Consider the following 16465-nt stretch of genomic DNA (forward strand, 5'->3'; position numbering starts at 1 on the left):
GAGAAATGCTTTAATTCCTGGCGCTTTACAGTTTTTTTGTGTTGGTAAAGTTTTGGAAAGTTTGGGGGTGGAAATTGTGGAAAATAGCGTTGGCCGTTGTTGGTTTCTATACTGGCGTTTTTGGGATCTACCTCGCCTTGCAGTGGGCTTTCTATGGGGTGGGTTCTTTTTTATAGGATAGTGAGATAGTAATGCCAGATCTTAATAGCGAACCATGGGATTGTCAGTCTAGTTAGCAAGAAACGGGTGGTAGGCCCCTGCTGTTATCGATACCTTGATGAAATGCAACTAGCATATGATCAAGGCGACAGCATGAGTTTATTAATGAAGGCTACGGATTATAGCGCGCACACCTATGGGCAAATAGCCAAAGCAATTACATTCATTCGCGAAAATCATTTGGAGCAGCCGAGTTTGGCCACGATTGCTCGGCATGTAAATCTTAGTGAGTATCATTTTCAACGGTTATTCACAAAATGGGCTGGTATTAGTCCAAAACGTTTTTTGCAATACCTCACCCTTGAATATGCGAAATCTAAAATTGCTGAAACTAAAAGCCTGTTGGAACTAACGCTAGAGTCAGGCTTGTCAAGTTCAGGTCGTTTACATGATCTGTTTGTGCAATTGGAGGCGATGACACCGGGGGAATATAAAGCATCAGGTGCAGGATTACAGATTCGCTATGGCATTCATGACACACCGTTTGGCGGCTGTTTGATCGCGATTACTGATCGGGGTATCTGCAATTTACACTTTCTCGATAATGTAGACGAGTCCCCTGCTGTACAGCACTTGCAAGCAGAATGGCCCAAGGCTGATATTATCAGCGATCAAAACGAGACTGAGATCATGTGCGATCGCATCTTTCAATCTGATCAGCAGTCTCCCTTAACCCTCCATGTCAAAGGCACAAATTTTCAGATTCAAGTGTGGCGTGCCCTATTACAAATCCCGTTTGGGGGGCTTACCACCTATCAGAGCTTAGCTACGGCCATTGGCAAACCCACAGCAGCTCGGGCCATTGGCAATGCAGTTGGTCGTAATCCGGTGGGATATCTGATTCCTTGCCATCGAGTGATTCGTGGTTCAGGAGAGATCGGTGGCTATCGTTGGGGCTTAGACCGAAAGACTGCACTGTTAGGTTGGGAAGCTAGTCAGGCAGAGGTGCAGCCATGAAGCTATCAAATATTCTGGAACTGTTATTGCTGGCGGCCCTATGGGGTGGTTCATTTTTGTTTATGCGGATTGCAGCGCCCGTGTTAGGACCCGTTTGGCTCATTGAGTTTCGTGTTTTGCTGGCAGGCCTAGTTCTGTTACCAGTACTGGCTCGGCTACGTCTTATGGGAACAATGCGTCGTCAGCTGATGCCCCTGTTGATCGTTGGGTGCCTCAATTCCGCAATTCCATTTTTGCTGTTGGCCTTCGCGTCCGTATCGCTCCCCGCAGGCTTTACGTCTATTTTGAATGGGACAGCCCCGCTCTTTGGAACGGTGGTAGCCTCGGTGTGGTTGAGCGAGAGACTGACACCATCCCGCAAGGTGGGATTTGTGCTGGGCTTTATTGGTGTTGTTATCCTCGTCGGTTGGAAAGCTGTCGACACCACCCCTAGTTTTTTAGTGGCCGTAGTTGCAGCATTATCCGCTGCATTGATGTACGCGATCGCAGCTCCCTACATTAAGAAAAACCTGGCTGGTGTTCCATCATTAGTTGTGACTACAGGCAGTCAACTGGGAGCCGCTTTGGTAATCATTCCAGCCCTCCCCTTCACGATTCCTCAGCAGGTGCCATCTGCAGGTGTTGCCCTAGCTGTTCTGGCCCTAGCTGTATTATCTACCGCCTTTGCCTACATTCTCTACTTCAGACTGATTCAAAATATTGGTTCCACCAAGGCGCTGACCGTTACCTATTTGATTCCCATGTTTGCCATGCTGTGGGGGGCCATTGTCCTACAAGAAGCCGTAACATCGTCCATGATTTTGGGGTGTGGGCTGGTGCTGTTGGGAACAGCTATTGCCAATGATCTGTTCCCTACGACACACTAAAGTTATCAAAGGCCTGGCAGAACCAACTGTTAGTTATGAGGAAAGCCCATCACCACGAATCTTCGGAGAGAGGTAGGCCAAGGAGAAACAACTGTGTATCGGCATTAGTACCAGGGGTACTCAGCCCCATCAGTAGTTAGTAGCTGGCTCGATCTATGGTAGCATAATTGTCTCTTTTGAAAATGGGCAGGCAACTAAAGTCTTTTTAGGAGCCGCAGCGGAGTAATCTCAAACTACGGCTCTAAACCTATCCGTATGCCCTAAGGATAAGGTGTCGTAAAGTGATTGAGATCAACAGTATAGTTAACACCGCCGTTACCGCCGCCAGGTCCCATAACAACCTGCAGAGCATAATCTCCAGACGTGGTTATATCGTTGATGTGTTTGTCAAGGACGCCTGCAGAGCTTACTGCAGCAATCACCTCTCCAGAATCCACAATGCCATTGTTATTGTTATCTTTGATCAGGCGCATATAGGCCTCACCTGTCAAATTTGTCAGCGTAATATCCACCCCTTCGTATAGTCCCAAACTAAACTCATACGTATCAGTGGTGAAACCATTGCCTACCACGCCGTCGTTACTATAGCCAAAACCTGTAAGGTCACCAACATCAAATTCACCGACAAGCAAATTGCTAGCCTTGCTATTGCTTCTAGAGAGCTTGAGGTCATACTCAAAGAAGGTACTATCACTATTGAAGTACTCTAGCTCAACAAAATAGGTATCCGCAGTTCCTCTGTAGTTCAGACTATTTTCACCCGAAGAGTACAACTCCCCAGCTACAAGGGTATCTGCCGCATCAAAAACACCATTGCCATTGTCTCTGTACATTCGTAAACTAACATTGCCGCCATTGGTAATGTTGTCAACGGCTACGTTGATGTTTCTCTGAAAAGGGTGATTTGTCGTAAACTCAATAACATCTTTTGGATTAGTGTTACTGAGATAACCACCGCTGTAGCTTTTAACCGATCCTCCGAGTGTACCAGCACTGTGGGTGGCCTGTAGATCCAGGTCATAGCTGACACTGCCAACGCTATCATTTACACGATTTACTTGAAGCAAGTAATTAATACCAGCTGAAGCATTAAAGCTAATAGTTTCATCGACATTATTGTCAGATACAGCAAAGCTTAAAAATATGTCGGCAGGATCAATCAAACCGTTATTATTTATGTCTTGAAACAGCGATAGATTAGCATCGTCACCGACACTAATATCATGTAAGCGAATGCCAATTTCGCGATTACCCATAAAACCACCAAAGACACTGAATCGAAAGACATCGGTTGGGTCGCCTTGGGTAAGACTATAGTTGGTGTAACTAACGATCGGATCGTGTAATGCTCCTACATTATAGTTAGCCATAAGACTTGTTTCTCCTTGAAAATAAATGCGGTCTAAGTGATCTACATTGATCAAAACAATCGGATGACCGAAATCATGACCGAGTTTGTGTGACTTCTGACCGAGATATTAGAGCTGTCGCCAGTTCCATTGAAAAATAAGTTCACTCTTTTCAGATAGTGTTCAAACACGCTATGGTTAGGAGATGAGATTTTTCTATCTCCTAACTCACCTATGCCTATGGCATCTTACTCTTCCGATACCGTGTCTCTTAAGCCCTTGCGAAGTGTTCACACCCAAAATCTAACGGAAATACTGACTCAATGTGGTATATCACTGGTAGTATCTACCTATCAAGCGGGCAAACTGATTGTGGTTCGTGCCGATGGCAATGTGGTAAATACCCATTTTCGCGTTTTTGATCAACCCATGGGTTTGACTGCCGATCCTGAGAAAATAGCCCTAGGAACAAGCTATCAAATTTGGGAATTTCGTAATGTTCCAGCAGTGGGTCAGACCCTTGATCCGCCTAATAAACATGATGCCTGTTATCTACCTCGCAACAGCCATATAACAGGCGATATTGACATTCATGAAATGGCCTATATTGGTGATGAACTGTGGTTTATCAATACTCGATTTTCTTGTTTATGTACTCTGGATCGGAAAAACAGTTTTATGCCCCGCTGGCGACCACCATTTGTCAGTGCCTATGATATTAATGATCGCTGTCATTTAAATGGATTAGGGATACGTGATCATCAACCACGTTATGTGACAGCCCTGGCATCCACAGATACGGCTAATGGTTGGCGTGAGCATAAAGCCCATGGCGGCATTTTGATGGAAACTACCACCAATCAGCTGTTAGCACAAAACATCTCAATGCCCCATTCTCCCCGATGGTATCGTGATCAGCTATGGGTTTTAGAATCGGGTCAGGGAAGTTTATCAACAGTCGATCTAGAAACGGGACAATTAAATGCGGTTGTGCAATTGCCTGGATTTACTAGAGGGCTAGATTTCTGGGGGCCACTAGCTTTTGTAGGGCTATCACAGGTAAGAGAAACTGCCGTATTTAGTGGACTCCCCATTACTGAACGGTTGCAAGAAAGGAACTGTGGTGTTTGGGTTGTTAATATAGAAACTGCCACGATTTTGGCTTTTTTGAGATTTGAGGATGCTGTTCAGGAAATCTTTGGTGTTTCTATACTACCAGGGATTTGTTTCCCTGAGGTGATTGCCTGGGATGAGACATTGTTGCGAAACTCATTTGTTTTGCCTGATGAAGCCCTTGCAGAAGTCAATGTTACAACTGCATCAGCCGAGCATCAAAAACGTTGACCTGTATGCCAAGATCAATTGCAACAAGGTTAATAATGATAGTTCACAGTGAAGTAAAAGCCATCATCCTGGACATTGTCACCCCGATCATTCAAGTCGACTAACGGTAATCCATAATCCAGCTGCAGGCTAAGCCCCTCCAAGGGTTGGTAGGCAACGCCGAGACCTGCTCCCACCAAAAAACGCTGAGAGGGTTGTACATTGGGATTGCCGTTTTGATTCCATACATATCCCATATCCAGGAATGGCATGATTTGGAGGATGGATGATTGAGTGTCTTGATCGCGGAGCACGGTAATTCGGTCTTCCACTGACAGACGGAAACCATTATCCCCAGAACGAACATTTTGACGATATCCCCGTAGGGACTGACCACCCCCAATAACAAATTGTTCTGAGGCCAGTAAACTATCAGAGGCTAGTTGACCGCTGGCTTGTATAATCAGCAAATTGTTTTTATCTAGTCGTTGAACCCGCTGAGCTTGTCCTAGCCAACTGAGAAATTGACTATCGGGAGTGGGGGAGCCATTATTGGTCGCGTTGAAGAGGCCAGTACCCAGGCTGAATTGAGATTGAAATGCCCACGCGCCAGAGGGATCTCGCCGGATATAATCCTGACCAAATTTAATCACACTGGTACGACTAATGCCATTGGCATCCGGGCCGCTGCCAAAGGGAAAAGGAGAACCGAACAGAAAGGTTTGGCCTTCACGATAGGCAAATCCTAAAGAGAGCGCAAATTCTTCCCGTGGTGTACGCACGAGGGGTTGGCGAAAATTAACTTCATAAAACTCAGAGTCACCGCTGACATCCAGACTGGTCAAGGTTTGGGTGCTATCGCTAATCAGCGTCCGTAGCTGCAGCGTTCCGTCCATGGCATTTAACGGAATTCGATAGCCGATATCGTACAGGTTAGACCCCCCAGTGGTGGAACGATGATAGGCCAAGGAAATCTGGTCTCCCCAACCGGTCAGGTTGCGGTAACTTAGACCGATACCCATGCGTACATCCCCCACACTGGGAGGTGAATAGTTATCGATGGAGAGATCCGCATTAAACGGTTTTGCCTCATCCACGGTAACTGCCAGAACACTTTCTCCCAGATCCTCTCCAGGAAGCAGGGTACCCTCTACGGAGTCAAATAGGGGATTGAGTTGTAGTAACCTGAGCTGATCTTCTATCGCCCCCAGTTGAACAGGGGTCTCGGTGCCCAGACCAAGGCGCTGCTCTAGATAACGGGTTTGAGTTTGTTGATTGCCTTCAATTTGAATCTGACCAATACTACCCTCAATTACTTGAATGAGAATAGACCCTTCAGTAATATCCTGTTCTGGCAGAATCGCCCGCGAGGTTAAATAGCCCTGATCAAAGTAAAGGCGGGTAATGGCATCAGCTAAGGTCTGTAGCTCTGCTAAAGAAACGTCTCGCCCTTCTAGAGGCTGAACCAGTGGATCAAACTCTTCCGACCCAAAGACAGTACTGCCTGACACCTCAATTTGGTTAACAGAAATAACCACATCCTCATCTGGTATTGGCAGCTCTATGGGAGATTCAGGTGGAGTAATCTCAGGAGTTGTTTCAGATGGAATCGCTTCTTCAGGATTGGGTAGGGATTGGGGTAGGCGATCTTGGTTGGGGTCAGGACGTTGGGCAAGGGCTGGTGATACACAAAGAATGGAAAGCAGAAGCGTTATTTTTGGAATAGTTTGTTGCATAGATAGGAACCTAATGACATTAATCAATGAAAAAGACAAGGAGGATATCTTCTTCCCTAGTAATGCAACTGGCAATCTGTTTCTGATGTAGTTGGACTCTTTTCATTGGAGATAGCTGGAGAGTCTAGATCTGGTATGTCCACGACAATGTCCACATCAGGGACTGTCGCACAAATGGGATCGGAGAGTAGCCGCGTTGCTTGCAGATCTATCCACAGTTCTAAAAGGTTAGATGGTAGTGTCGGTTCCGGCTCTGGTTCTGGTTCCGGCTCTGGTTCTGGTTCCGGCTCTGGTTCTGGTTCCGGTGCCGTATTGGTCAGGTTAAACGTGGCAGAGTCTAACATTGCAGCATCAGCAGTCACGGTAAAATCACCGCCGGTTTCATTTGCCGTTAGCAGACTGGTAGCGGTGGCCAATCCCGTGGCATCGGTCGTGACACTGCTATCTGGACTGGCGCTGGCTCCACTACTGCCAGGATTTGCCGTAAAGGTGACGTTGACATCAGGAATCGGTAGCGCCGAATTGACAAAGTTTTCTGTGACTTGAACTGCCAGAACTGTGTCAAAAGATTCGTTCACCAGGGTACTTTGGCCATCTCCGGTCACCACCGTCAGGCCGTAACCCTGAGATTCAAACGCTCCAATATCTACTAGGTCATTGAAGCGATTAGCCCCCCGTTGGTCTGTGGTGAGACTTGCCGCTGTGGCTAGGGCATTGCTGCCCGTATCACGCACCGGACTGCCAAGATAGAAAGCATGGGTTTGGGTGGGACCGCCGTAGTCACCGAGGGGCAGCAGCTCTGGATCGACTGGAGCGGCGTCACTACCGACCAGGGTACTGGTGGTAAAGAGTGTCTGGGAATCAATGCCAATCAGATTATTACCTTGGTCAACAATTGGGGCATTAGCAACGGGATTAGCTTGGTGTACATCCGGTTCTGTGGAGGCTGTATTCTGGGCAATGATGCTGTTACCTACGATTAACCTGCCTGAATTGACAGCAAAAAAGCCAGTGCTGAAGATACCGCCCCCTAGACCAGCTACATTGGTTACTTCATTTTGGGTAACAGTGCTGTTGGTGAGGATGATGGTTGAGCCAAAGAGAGAACTCTGGCCTCGGTTGTAAACACCCCCACCCGTAAAGTTAGCTGTATTACCAGAAATCGTGCTATTGCGGATGTTCATCACAGAACCATTGTCACCATTTTGTCCAAAGTTGGAAACCCCACCCCCATCATTGGCCAAATTGCCCGTAATGAGGCTATCGGTAATGTTCACGACTGAGGCATTGGGAAGTGGACCACCACCACCCACAAAGACAGAGTTGGCAACGCCACCCCCATTGTCCCCGGCTGTATTACCAGAGATGGTGCTACGGTTAATGTCCACCGTTGCGGCATTGGTCATATTAGCTGTGCTGTAAATGCCACCGCCATCGTTCAGGGCCGAATTGCCAGAAATGGTGCTATCGTTCACGGTCAGCGTGCCTCGATTGAAGATGGCTCCGCCACTGTCTGCGGGTAAAAGGATGATTATGCTGCCAGTGTCGGCATTCCCGCCGGAAAGGGTGGTTTCATTCACCTCCAACTCAGCCCCCAAGGCAACATGCATGAGTCGGAAATTTGGTGCACTGTCATCCCGGGCAAGGGTATTGCCCATACCGTTAATGGTCAGTTTTTCTGTTGCAGTTACTGAGGGTAAACCGTTTGGCCCATCAGTCACATTATCGACTGCAGTTAGGGTAATATCTTCGGCCAGATTAATGGTATCTGTTTCCGCATTACCATTGGCGGTATTAATAGCGGCGATCAAACTAGCTGCATCAGTTGCCGTAAGGACCTGTAACAGTCCGTCATAATTGGTTAGGGTAGTCTGCTCAAAGGCATTCTCGGTGGTAATATTGCCGACTGAATGTTCCAAAATCCAGTTACCATTGCGACTGATACTGCCGGTTAAATCTGTGCTGCCAGCAACATCGACGCCGGTTAATCCAGCAATTTGATCCAGTAGTGCCAGTCCACGTTCCCCCCGTGCTGTTAAGCAAGCGTAGATCAAGATATCAGCTTCGGCACCGATTAACCCGCCCCACTGTTGTAACTGGCTTCTATATTGTTCCAGAGTCTCATCACTGATATAGGCATTACCTAGCCAAAATTCTCCTTCATTGCCCTCCGAGACAATATGGATGGCATCAATAACATCTGTCGCTCCTACTTGGCTGAGAATCTCGGTGACGCGATCAATGCCATTTTCACTAGTGGGCACGACTACCGTAGTGGTCCCGGCCTTGGCTCCATAAAGCAGTTGGGTGTAATCGGGTGCGATCTCATCCAGAAAGACTAGCTCATTAGCATTGGTGCCGTTTTCACTAAATCGGGTGATAATTGGAGCGCTGTGTTGACCACCGTGGGTGCGAATTGTTTGAGTGGGATCTTCGAGAACCAAGACTTGATTAGCAGCGGCTAGCTGCACTTGGTTACCAGATACTGTTCCAGCGACAACCACATCGCCTGGATTAACGGATGTATTTAATAACCAGATCCGTCCAGCATCATCTACGTCTACGCCAGTCGCAACGGTAACGTCTCCTCCAGTCAAAAGATCTGAAAGAGAACTTGCATCAGCTAATTCAGTCGCATTTTCAGCTGCTGCTGGCATCTCCAGACTCAGTAGCAGCTGCGGATGATCAATCCGTACCCGTCGCTGACCCGGTATAGCGGCCATAGTGACGTGGTTGCCTGAGAGAGTGCCAGTATTGACGACGGTGCCACCAATGAGGCTAAGATTGTTGCCGTCACTGACTGCTAAGTTTCCTGCGTTAACAATACTACCGGGGCTGCTGCCAAACAACAGGCTATGGGGATTACCGATTAAGCTAGCATAGTCATTTTCACCGATGGCATTGAACCAAACATCGTCTATGGCAACACCATCGGCGGTAGTCACCATAAAATCTGCTGGCACGTTTAAGGTGGCATCAGCGCCAAAGATGACTCCGGCTGGATTGATTAGATACAGGTTGGCGCTGCTGTTACTAACTTGTATGAGGCCGTTAATAACTGACGGGTCACTGCCAACTACGCGCCCGAGAATGTTTTGAATATTTTGATTACTGAGAAAGTTGGCTATTTCTCCTGAGCTTAATCCAAACTGCTCAAAGCTATGGAACAGGTTGGCTCCATCTCCTGATAGGCTACCACCGTTGATATTGTATTGATTGCCATCTACTGTGACAATGGTTTGCGCTCCATTACTATCCGCTGTAATTGATTGGGCTTGGGCAGGTGGCAGATGAAATAAAACACCCAGGAACGGAATTAATAGAATACGGCTGGAGAGCACGGACTTTAAAGCTAGCATGGTTGAAAATATATTCTTACCAAGAAATAATCTGACTGTATCTGTAGATTTTTCTGAGGAAACTGTTGTTAGACTAAAAGACTAAACACCAGACTTAATCAGGTTTTCTACCAGACTATTCCATTTTTTTAGATTACTAACCTCAGAGATTTTACGGTGACTAAAATCTCGAACAACTCTCAATAAAGTTTCCCTAACGTACCACTTCCAGCTATGTACCCCAGCATCATAAGGAATCACTAGGGTGTGTCAGGTCCTGACTATAAGGTAGCTACCAGCTCCAATCATTAAACCACCTGCAACCTTTTTTGACACTTTTTGAAGTTTCCTTCGTTCCAGAAAACGTGCAACATGGGTAGCAAACACAGCATATAAAATCTTTACGCCACCAACTCCAAAAACTATTATTGACACGATAGTTATCAGATCAAAGACTGCTAACGTTGATAGATCTTCAAACATAGGTAATAGGCTGGCATAGAAGAAAATTGCTTTGACATCTCCCAAGGTTAAGATAAAGCCTGAGACAAAGCTTGTTGTCAGCCCCCGCTTGGCATTACCTATACTACACGTTGCGATGTCAACAGGTTCATCATTGGATCGCCACAGTGATATTCCGAGCCAAATCAGATACATGCCGCCCAACACTTTGACAAGTATAAAAAAACCACCCATTGTTTCAGCAACAACAGACAGACCTAGGATTGCCAGGGCCACAAATACAAGATCGCCGCAAACTATACCCATAGCCACAGCAATCCCACTTTTAACGCCCAAAGTTGCTGCACGCGTAACAACCAATGCAACACTTGCACTTGGCAAAGCTGCTAAAGCAGCCATCATTGTAAAAAGCGTAGTGACCTCTATAAGGCTCATTGCAAGGGAATCCCGAACGATATCTTAATACTAACAATATAACTAATCTCTAAAAACCACTCCAATGTGATGCGAATTTTCTCGACAAGAATCACACCATTCTCATGCAGTTTGAGAGGATTTGGCCCAGTTATTTCAGACAGTTAATTGAGAGATTTAAGCAGTCCAAAATGAGCACTAATTTGGACATGGGTATTGACGACAACGACGACAACGACAACGACAACATAATTGTCCCCAAGCACAATTGCAGCTTTTCTCTGTTCTCTGATAGTGCAGGCAAGGCACTGCGACTCTATATCCTAAACGTTTGATCGAGTACCTGCACCACTAAGCACAAAACCCAGACGATTAAACCCAAAAAGCCGGGGCGTGAACCCGGCTTTTTGGGTGGCTGTGTTGTGTACCTGCGGGACATTAACGCCAGCAAAGAAGTCATTGGCCCAGACCTATGGACCCGCGCGGCTGTTGAATGAAGATGCCGCAGACCTTGACATAGCCTTAGCGTTGGTCGCCGGACTAGGGGAGCACCGGCAGACCGCAACCCGTTTAGAATCAGCTGCCCATCAGCGCCTGGGCAAGCGCGATGTAGAGCGGTATTCCCAAGGCAATCGCAACCGGTGTGCCAACAGCTGTGGACGAGCCGATGTAGGCGGAAGGGTTGGCTGATGGGATGCCGGCTCGTAAAGTGGGCGGCCCTGAGATATCTGAACTGGAGGCGGCGATGACGGCAAGGATGACGACGCCTCCAGGGCTGAAGCCCGTAACAGCATGGGCGATCATGCCGAGACCAAAGGCAATGAAGCCATGCAGCAGCGGTGCCACCAGGGCGTATACGGCATACCACTGGGCTACCTTACGCAGCTCGTTAATTCTTGCCGTGGCTTCCATACCCATGATTAGCATCAGGATCGAAAGCAGACCACGGAAGAGGGGATCGAAGAAACTCTCATAGACGCTTTCTGGCCGAGTCAAGAGACCTAGAGCAATACCGAGCAGCAATGCCGATAGAGCAGAGCCCTGGAGACTTTCTTGAATGATGGGCCATATCTTGACCTTATTATTTGCGGCACTGCTCTGCTTGCTACGATACTCAACTGCGGTACCTCCTCCCTGCTGGGCGCGATACTCTTGCTGGCCGAGATACTCCTGCTTGCTGAGATGCTCGTCTGCGGCATTGCGCTGCTTGCTGAGATAAACACTGGCCAAGACAATCGCAGTCACGAGCGCTGGGATATCCATAAATGGATAGAGTGCGGCGGCCCAGGGCTCGTATTGCATACCTCCCGTTTCCATTAGTGTCAGGGCGGCGGCGAGGGTAGAACCACTCACGGCACCGAACAAGCCTGCGGTCGCAATGGCATCCACGACTTTGACGTTTGGCAGCTTGGCCAAAGTGTAACGCCCGATAAACACGATAAGGATGCCCACTGCCATGGCAAACGCTGCCGGCAAAAGCATCTCCGCCAGATTTGCATTGCGGATCGCAATGCCGCCGCTCAGGCCGACTTTAATGAGCAGCATAAAGACGATGAACTTATAGACCGCATCCGGAATTGCCAGTCGGCTACCGAGGGCGGCAACAACTCCACCACCAATTAGAAAGCCGAGTGTCGGGGACTGCAACTTCGCCAGGAAGTTCGTCAAAAAATCGGACAAGAAATCCACTAATACCTCCTTCCGCCTCCTCTAACGAGGAATGATTATTGTGATAAGTGAGCTTTAAAAAGTAGGGGTAAAGCGCTTCACCCCTAAAGTACAGGTGTTACGCGAGAACCTGTCGACAGAGTATTCAGAGAGGGCCACTCTCCAAACAGGGCTGGAAGATAACTGCTATTTTGCATTACCTTCTATAGATTTTGATCTATTAAAATCTAAATCTCTATGTATTTAAGTCTATCCTGAAATGCACAGATTTTTGCGCACTCTCAACAAGGATTTGGAACGCAATGTCAAATTCCAATCATAAGTTTTTCTTTTTTCTGTTTGGTGATCTTCGCTTCTGGTTAATGTAAATTGCGATCGCAGAGTTTTCTCAAGGCGACATACCCTTGACCCAAGAGTCAAATGACTGCCATCCCACCTTGTCAATAGAGAATATTGGGCCTAACCGCCTAGCAAACATCCACTAACGAAACCTCAATTAAGCACTTGACCAAGGGGTATGCATAGCGATCTGACCTGCCGCCGCTATCAGCACTGAAACTGCTCGAAACCTGAGCCCTATTGACCTAACCAAATTTCTAATATCTCGCCGCTAGCCTCCCTTGAGGCCTTAATGTCGCTGTCCAACAACCAAATTTCTGATATCTCACCTTTATCTGGGCTGGACCCAACCAAATATTTAGCAATCGGCAACAGCTGAATTGGTTGGCTTGCGAGGCAGGTGAGATCCACTCGCCCATCTATCCTGTGCAACCAGAGAGTGTTTGTCTCTTCTCGTCTAGCGATTTGTTCGCCCCATCTATATCCCCGAATATGGGGGGTCTGAGGCCACCCCGTCTTTGTGATGGGTAGTTCCACAAGCGCCTTGAGGTCCAATGACGATGCCTCAAGGCGAATATCTTATCCCTAGGATGGGTCGTATCAATCTATTTGCAATGCGGGTAGTTCTGTTGGTGGGGTCGGCTCTAAGGGGGTACTGTAACGAGCGGCGTTTATCCAAGTTACTGAAAGGAGTAAACCAAGACCGCAACCGAGCAAGAAGCTCCAACCGTGGGAGGCGTCTAAAACACAGAGCAAACGGCGATCACCGCTATATACCTGCACTAGCCAGCCTTCGCTGGTGTTGTCAAACTTGGTCCGCAGTTTAGTTGAGTCAAACTTGTTCATGGTGTCCGTTCCATGCTGATCAAATATATATATGACGGTGGCAGACAAGTGCCCGTCGTTACGCAAACACCTGTCAGAAATTCACCTGTGACTGGAGATACTCTCCAGGAGAGAGACTGGATCGCTCAAACTTGACATTGATGTCGAACAAAAGACAAAAGTCTATGCTTTTACCTTGAACGATATTCTTAAGTCTATACTTAGATTTGCTTCGACGACCACATTTTTTTCAAAGTTAGTGAAGAAGCCTTGTTCTCTTACGATCTCAATCGGCACACAAGTCGTCAACGATACAAAGCCCACATCCACAAGGATAAGTGTTTTTTATAAAATGCTTCCGCTAATCTGAGCCCATCTTACTCAAAAGAGGGTAGTGGATTGGTCGATCTTTGTCATAAACTTAAATATATGGTTCAAGATAAAACCATAGATTCTTATCTTGAATTATCACAACAAAACGCATCAAGAGGTAACCTAAATGACCCAGCAAGCCAGCAAGCTCGTCATCGTCACGGAAAAGTTGCTGCTGAAACAGATCGCCAAGATCATCGACGAAGCCGGGGCCCCCGGTTATACGGTGGTGGACGCTGGCGGTAAAGGCAGTCGCAACGTGCGCTCGTCGGGACAACCCACCGTTTCTGGCACTTACTCCAATGTAAAGTTCGAGGTACTTACCCCAAGTCGGGAGATGGCCGTGAAGATTTCAGATGAGGTTGCAGCAAAGTTTTTCGACGATTATTCGGGCATTGCCTATCTCTGTGACGTGATGGAGGTACTGTACGCGCACAAGTTCTGACTCCAAATCCCTTAGTGGTGCAGAAAACTCTGTCGTCCATGGTCAATGGTCTCATCATGGGAACGTCACCACCTTTAAGAACTCAATCCGAGAGTTTCGAGCCTGCTGATAATGCTTCAAGGTATAGGCTTTCGGAAGATTTCGCTGGGGCAGAGTTGTGCGGCTGTGCAGTACCTTTAACTCTTAGCTGATCGTTTTTGCTCAGGCCGCTCTAACGTTGTGTGCGGGGCAAAATTATTGGCGGAGGCTGCCACAATCGCAACCTGCACCCATCCCATTTATAAATCACTAAAAACCGATCATCGCAAGTGAGATAGCTGACTACACTACAGTAATGACAGGCGATTGCTCCAACATTGATCTGTCTCTTGGCAAAATTCTCTCTCGATTACAGCCGAACGGTTTGCTTGTACGCCTGCAAATATCTACGGTATCTTACAACCTTTGCTAGCAAAGGCTGTAAGATTATCACCCCTGACATCACCGTGAGCACCTTGGCCAACAACAACTGACATTGTATTAGCTAGGAGCTTAGGGGTTACTCATTCTTCGATAGGAGCGTAGAATGTGCCTTCGACTTCAACAATATCGTCTTGATTAAGCCGATCTACCTCAATGATCGTACGGGGCGGATAGGGACCCTCTCCCCAGAGTTCTTGCTGAATCTGGTTGACAATTGGGCGATAGCGATACATATCTGTCACATACACCACTAAACGTACTGCGTCCCGCAGGCTGGCTCCCTCTGATTCAGCAATCAGCTGCATGTTTAAAAATGCTTGTCGGACACGACCTTCAGCCTCGGGAACCAGGGCATTCAGTTCGGGATCAATCCCCCGCATCCCTGCAACAAAGATATAGTCTCCGGCACGGGTCCCCAGACTCCATGTGGCAGTTGGAATAATACCGCCTTCAGGAGTTAACGTTCTAACACCATTAGGAGATACATGATCGTCAGCAGCCACTGGACTTGATAGTATTCCCAGGGTTGCGATCGCAAGCATTGAAAAAGCAATCGGTTTCATTCAGTTGAGCTTGGTCACACCAAGACGAGTGTAGGTAGTTAGCGAGGAAGACTGTGTACCCTTGGATACAAATCAGGCTATCCGTAACCGCTGAATATCCTGGATGGGGGGTGCCCCAAACATACGGGAATATTCACGGCTAAACTGCGAGGGGCTTTCGTATCCCACCTGATAGGCAGCATGGGTCGCATCGACGTCTTCAGTTAGCATCAGGCGACGCGCTTCTAACAATCGTAATTGTTTTTGGTACTGTAGCGGGCTCATTGAGGTGACTGCTTTAAAGTGACGATGTAAGGATGAAGCAGACATGTTAGCTTGCTGTGCCAGCGCTTCAACCCGTAGCGATTGGGTAAAGTCAGTTTTGATCCGTTCGATAACTCCGGCGATGCGCTGCATGTGGCTACCGGAGGTGGCAATTTGACGTATCGCTTCACCATGTTTCCCTGTGAGCAGACGGTAGTAGATTTCGCGGATAATCATCGGTGCTAGAAATGGAATATCCTGTGGCGTATCTAAAAGCTGAGTCAGTCTGAGCGCACCATCAATCAGGAGCAAATCGACATCGCCGACGAACAACCCTCGACAGGAGCTGTCTTTGGCATCTGTTTTGAGTTGAACCTGGGTAGCAATATCAGAGAGTTGAAAGGGGGAGAGTTTTAACAGAAAACCTAAATATGGCTTGTCGGGCGTTGCCTCCACGATAAATCCTCTGACGGGTAGTTCAACAGAAACCATCAGATATTGAGCAACACCGTAGTGATAAGTCTCTTCACCGAGCAATATCTCCTTTTTGCCCTGAACAATGATGGCAAGTGCCGGTTCATAAACATTACATACCATCGTGGAAGCATCATCTCGAATGAATGCCAGTTGAGCGATCTCAGTTAGGTGAACGCCATTGCCCTGACTATCCGTGTGTCGTGCTGCCCGGATCGCTAGTTCTGCACAGCGACTAGCGATCTGATCGTGGTAAATCGTTTCAGTCTGCATGCTGGGTTTGGACGACTGCAATCGTTGCCTACGGGTTCATTGTAGAGAATAGCGTCTCGACCAACATCTAGGTTGAGAGGATTAGGCAATAACCTGCCAGATTTGGGCATTCAGAGCCAATGTATCCCGACCTACGA

General features: G+C 47.6%; 13 protein-coding genes. 5 read left to right on the forward strand and 8 right to left on the reverse strand.

Annotated features, from left to right (window positions below):
* Nucleotides 1–324 precede the first annotated feature (324 nt).
* Nucleotides 325–1176, forward strand: a complete 852-nt coding sequence (locus tag U2F10_RS09710; RefSeq protein WP_250565146.1) for a methylated-DNA--[protein]-cysteine S-methyltransferase — start codon at nucleotides 325–327, stop codon at nucleotides 1174–1176.
* Nucleotides 1173–2042, forward strand: coding sequence for a DMT family transporter (locus U2F10_RS09715; RefSeq protein ID WP_163669540.1), 870 nt, complete (start codon nucleotides 1173–1175; stop codon nucleotides 2040–2042). Before U2F10_RS09710 ends, U2F10_RS09715 begins: the two co-directional genes overlap by 4 nt.
* A gap of 260 nt (nucleotides 2043–2302) precedes the next feature.
* Here the strand turns inward: U2F10_RS09715 and U2F10_RS09720 are convergent, their stop codons facing one another.
* On the reverse strand, nucleotides 2303–3412 hold the full coding sequence (locus U2F10_RS09720; protein WP_499871872.1) for a hypothetical protein: 1110 nt from the start codon (nucleotides 3410–3412) through the stop codon (nucleotides 2303–2305).
* A 219-nt stretch (nucleotides 3413–3631) separates the two neighbouring features.
* On the opposite strand from U2F10_RS09720, the gene U2F10_RS09725 reads away from it, so the two are divergent.
* Nucleotides 3632–4735, forward strand: a complete 1104-nt coding sequence (locus tag U2F10_RS09725) for a TIGR03032 family protein (protein ID WP_499872348.1) — start codon at nucleotides 3632–3634, stop codon at nucleotides 4733–4735.
* Between the two features lie 29 nt (nucleotides 4736–4764).
* Here U2F10_RS09725 and U2F10_RS09730 read toward each other — a convergent pair whose 3' ends face one another.
* From U2F10_RS09730 to U2F10_RS09740, 3 genes are all read right to left on the reverse strand, one after another.
* Nucleotides 4765–6450 (reverse strand): ShlB/FhaC/HecB family hemolysin secretion/activation protein, encoded by a 1686-nt coding sequence (locus tag U2F10_RS09730; RefSeq protein WP_499871873.1) that lies wholly within the window; start codon nucleotides 6448–6450, stop codon nucleotides 4765–4767.
* A 56-nt stretch (nucleotides 6451–6506) separates the two neighbouring features.
* The gene (locus U2F10_RS09735; protein WP_499871875.1) at nucleotides 6507–9809 is read right to left on the reverse strand and encodes a DUF4347 domain-containing protein; all 3303 of its coding nucleotides are present in this window, start codon (nucleotides 9807–9809) and stop codon (nucleotides 6507–6509) included.
* Nucleotides 9810–10058: 249 nt separating this feature from the next.
* Nucleotides 10059–10652, reverse strand: a complete 594-nt coding sequence (locus tag U2F10_RS09740) for a LysE family translocator (protein WP_348918533.1) — start codon at nucleotides 10650–10652, stop codon at nucleotides 10059–10061.
* 203 nt (nucleotides 10653–10855) lie between these two features.
* On the opposite strand from U2F10_RS09740, the gene U2F10_RS09745 reads away from it, so the two are divergent.
* The gene (locus tag U2F10_RS09745; RefSeq protein ID WP_499871877.1) at nucleotides 10856–10999 is read left to right on the forward strand and encodes a hypothetical protein; all 144 of its coding nucleotides are present in this window, start codon (nucleotides 10856–10858) and stop codon (nucleotides 10997–10999) included.
* Nucleotides 11000–11240: 241 nt separating this feature from the next.
* On the opposite strand, the gene U2F10_RS09750 is transcribed toward U2F10_RS09745, so the two are convergent.
* Nucleotides 11241–12353, reverse strand: a complete 1113-nt coding sequence (locus U2F10_RS09750) for a sodium-dependent bicarbonate transport family permease (RefSeq protein ID WP_490796116.1) — start codon at nucleotides 12351–12353, stop codon at nucleotides 11241–11243.
* 918 nt (nucleotides 12354–13271) lie between these two features.
* Nucleotides 13272–13517 (reverse strand): hypothetical protein, encoded by a 246-nt coding sequence (locus U2F10_RS09755; protein WP_163669556.1) that lies wholly within the window; start codon nucleotides 13515–13517, stop codon nucleotides 13272–13274.
* Between the two features lie 478 nt (nucleotides 13518–13995).
* Between U2F10_RS09755 and U2F10_RS09760 the strand changes: the two genes are divergently transcribed.
* Nucleotides 13996–14313 (forward strand): P-II family nitrogen regulator, encoded by a 318-nt coding sequence (locus U2F10_RS09760; RefSeq protein WP_006514274.1) that lies wholly within the window; start codon nucleotides 13996–13998, stop codon nucleotides 14311–14313.
* Nucleotides 14314–14855: 542 nt separating this feature from the next.
* On the opposite strand, the gene U2F10_RS09765 is transcribed toward U2F10_RS09760, so the two are convergent.
* Nucleotides 14856–15338 carry a RidA family protein gene (locus U2F10_RS09765; RefSeq protein WP_250565148.1) on the reverse strand — a complete coding sequence of 161 codons (483 nt, stop codon included), beginning with the start codon at nucleotides 15336–15338 and terminating at the stop codon, nucleotides 14856–14858.
* 72 nt (nucleotides 15339–15410) lie between these two features.
* Complete coding sequence (locus U2F10_RS09770) at nucleotides 15411–16328, reverse strand: AraC family transcriptional regulator (protein ID WP_163669558.1); 918 nt, start codon at nucleotides 16326–16328, stop codon at nucleotides 15411–15413.
* Between the last annotated feature and the right edge of the window lie 137 nt (nucleotides 16329–16465).

Source organism: Leptothoe sp. EHU-05/26/07-4, assembly GCF_043421015.1.
Taxonomy (GTDB): domain Bacteria; phylum Cyanobacteriota; class Cyanobacteriia; order Phormidesmidales; family Phormidesmidaceae; genus Leptothoe; species Leptothoe turfae.

Bases quoted from the DNA above. Each gene is read 5' to 3' on its own strand.
- U2F10_RS09710 (WP_250565146.1), top strand. From the start codon at position 325: ATGAAGGCTACGGATTATAGCGCGCACACCTATGGGCAAATAGCCAAA.
- U2F10_RS09715 (WP_163669540.1), top strand. From the start codon at position 1,173: ATGAAGCTATCAAATATTCTGGAACTGTTATTGCTGGCGGCCCTATGG.
- U2F10_RS09720 (WP_499871872.1), bottom strand. From the start codon at position 3,412: ATGGCTAACTATAATGTAGGAGCATTACACGATCCGATCGTTAGTTAC.
- U2F10_RS09725 (WP_499872348.1), top strand. From the start codon at position 3,632: ATGGCATCTTACTCTTCCGATACCGTGTCTCTTAAGCCCTTGCGAAGT.
- U2F10_RS09730 (WP_499871873.1), bottom strand. From the start codon at position 6,450: ATGCAACAAACTATTCCAAAAATAACGCTTCTGCTTTCCATTCTTTGT.
- U2F10_RS09735 (WP_499871875.1), bottom strand. From the start codon at position 9,809: ATGCTAGCTTTAAAGTCCGTGCTCTCCAGCCGTATTCTATTAATTCCG.
- U2F10_RS09740 (WP_348918533.1), bottom strand. From the start codon at position 10,652: ATGATGGCTGCTTTAGCAGCTTTGCCAAGTGCAAGTGTTGCATTGGTT.
- U2F10_RS09745 (WP_499871877.1), top strand. From the start codon at position 10,856: ATGAGCACTAATTTGGACATGGGTATTGACGACAACGACGACAACGAC.
- U2F10_RS09755 (WP_163669556.1), bottom strand. From the start codon at position 13,517: ATGAACAAGTTTGACTCAACTAAACTGCGGACCAAGTTTGACAACACC.
- U2F10_RS09760 (WP_006514274.1), top strand. From the start codon at position 13,996: ATGACCCAGCAAGCCAGCAAGCTCGTCATCGTCACGGAAAAGTTGCTG.
- U2F10_RS09765 (WP_250565148.1), bottom strand. From the start codon at position 15,338: ATGAAACCGATTGCTTTTTCAATGCTTGCGATCGCAACCCTGGGAATA.
- U2F10_RS09770 (WP_163669558.1), bottom strand. From the start codon at position 16,328: ATGCAGACTGAAACGATTTACCACGATCAGATCGCTAGTCGCTGTGCA.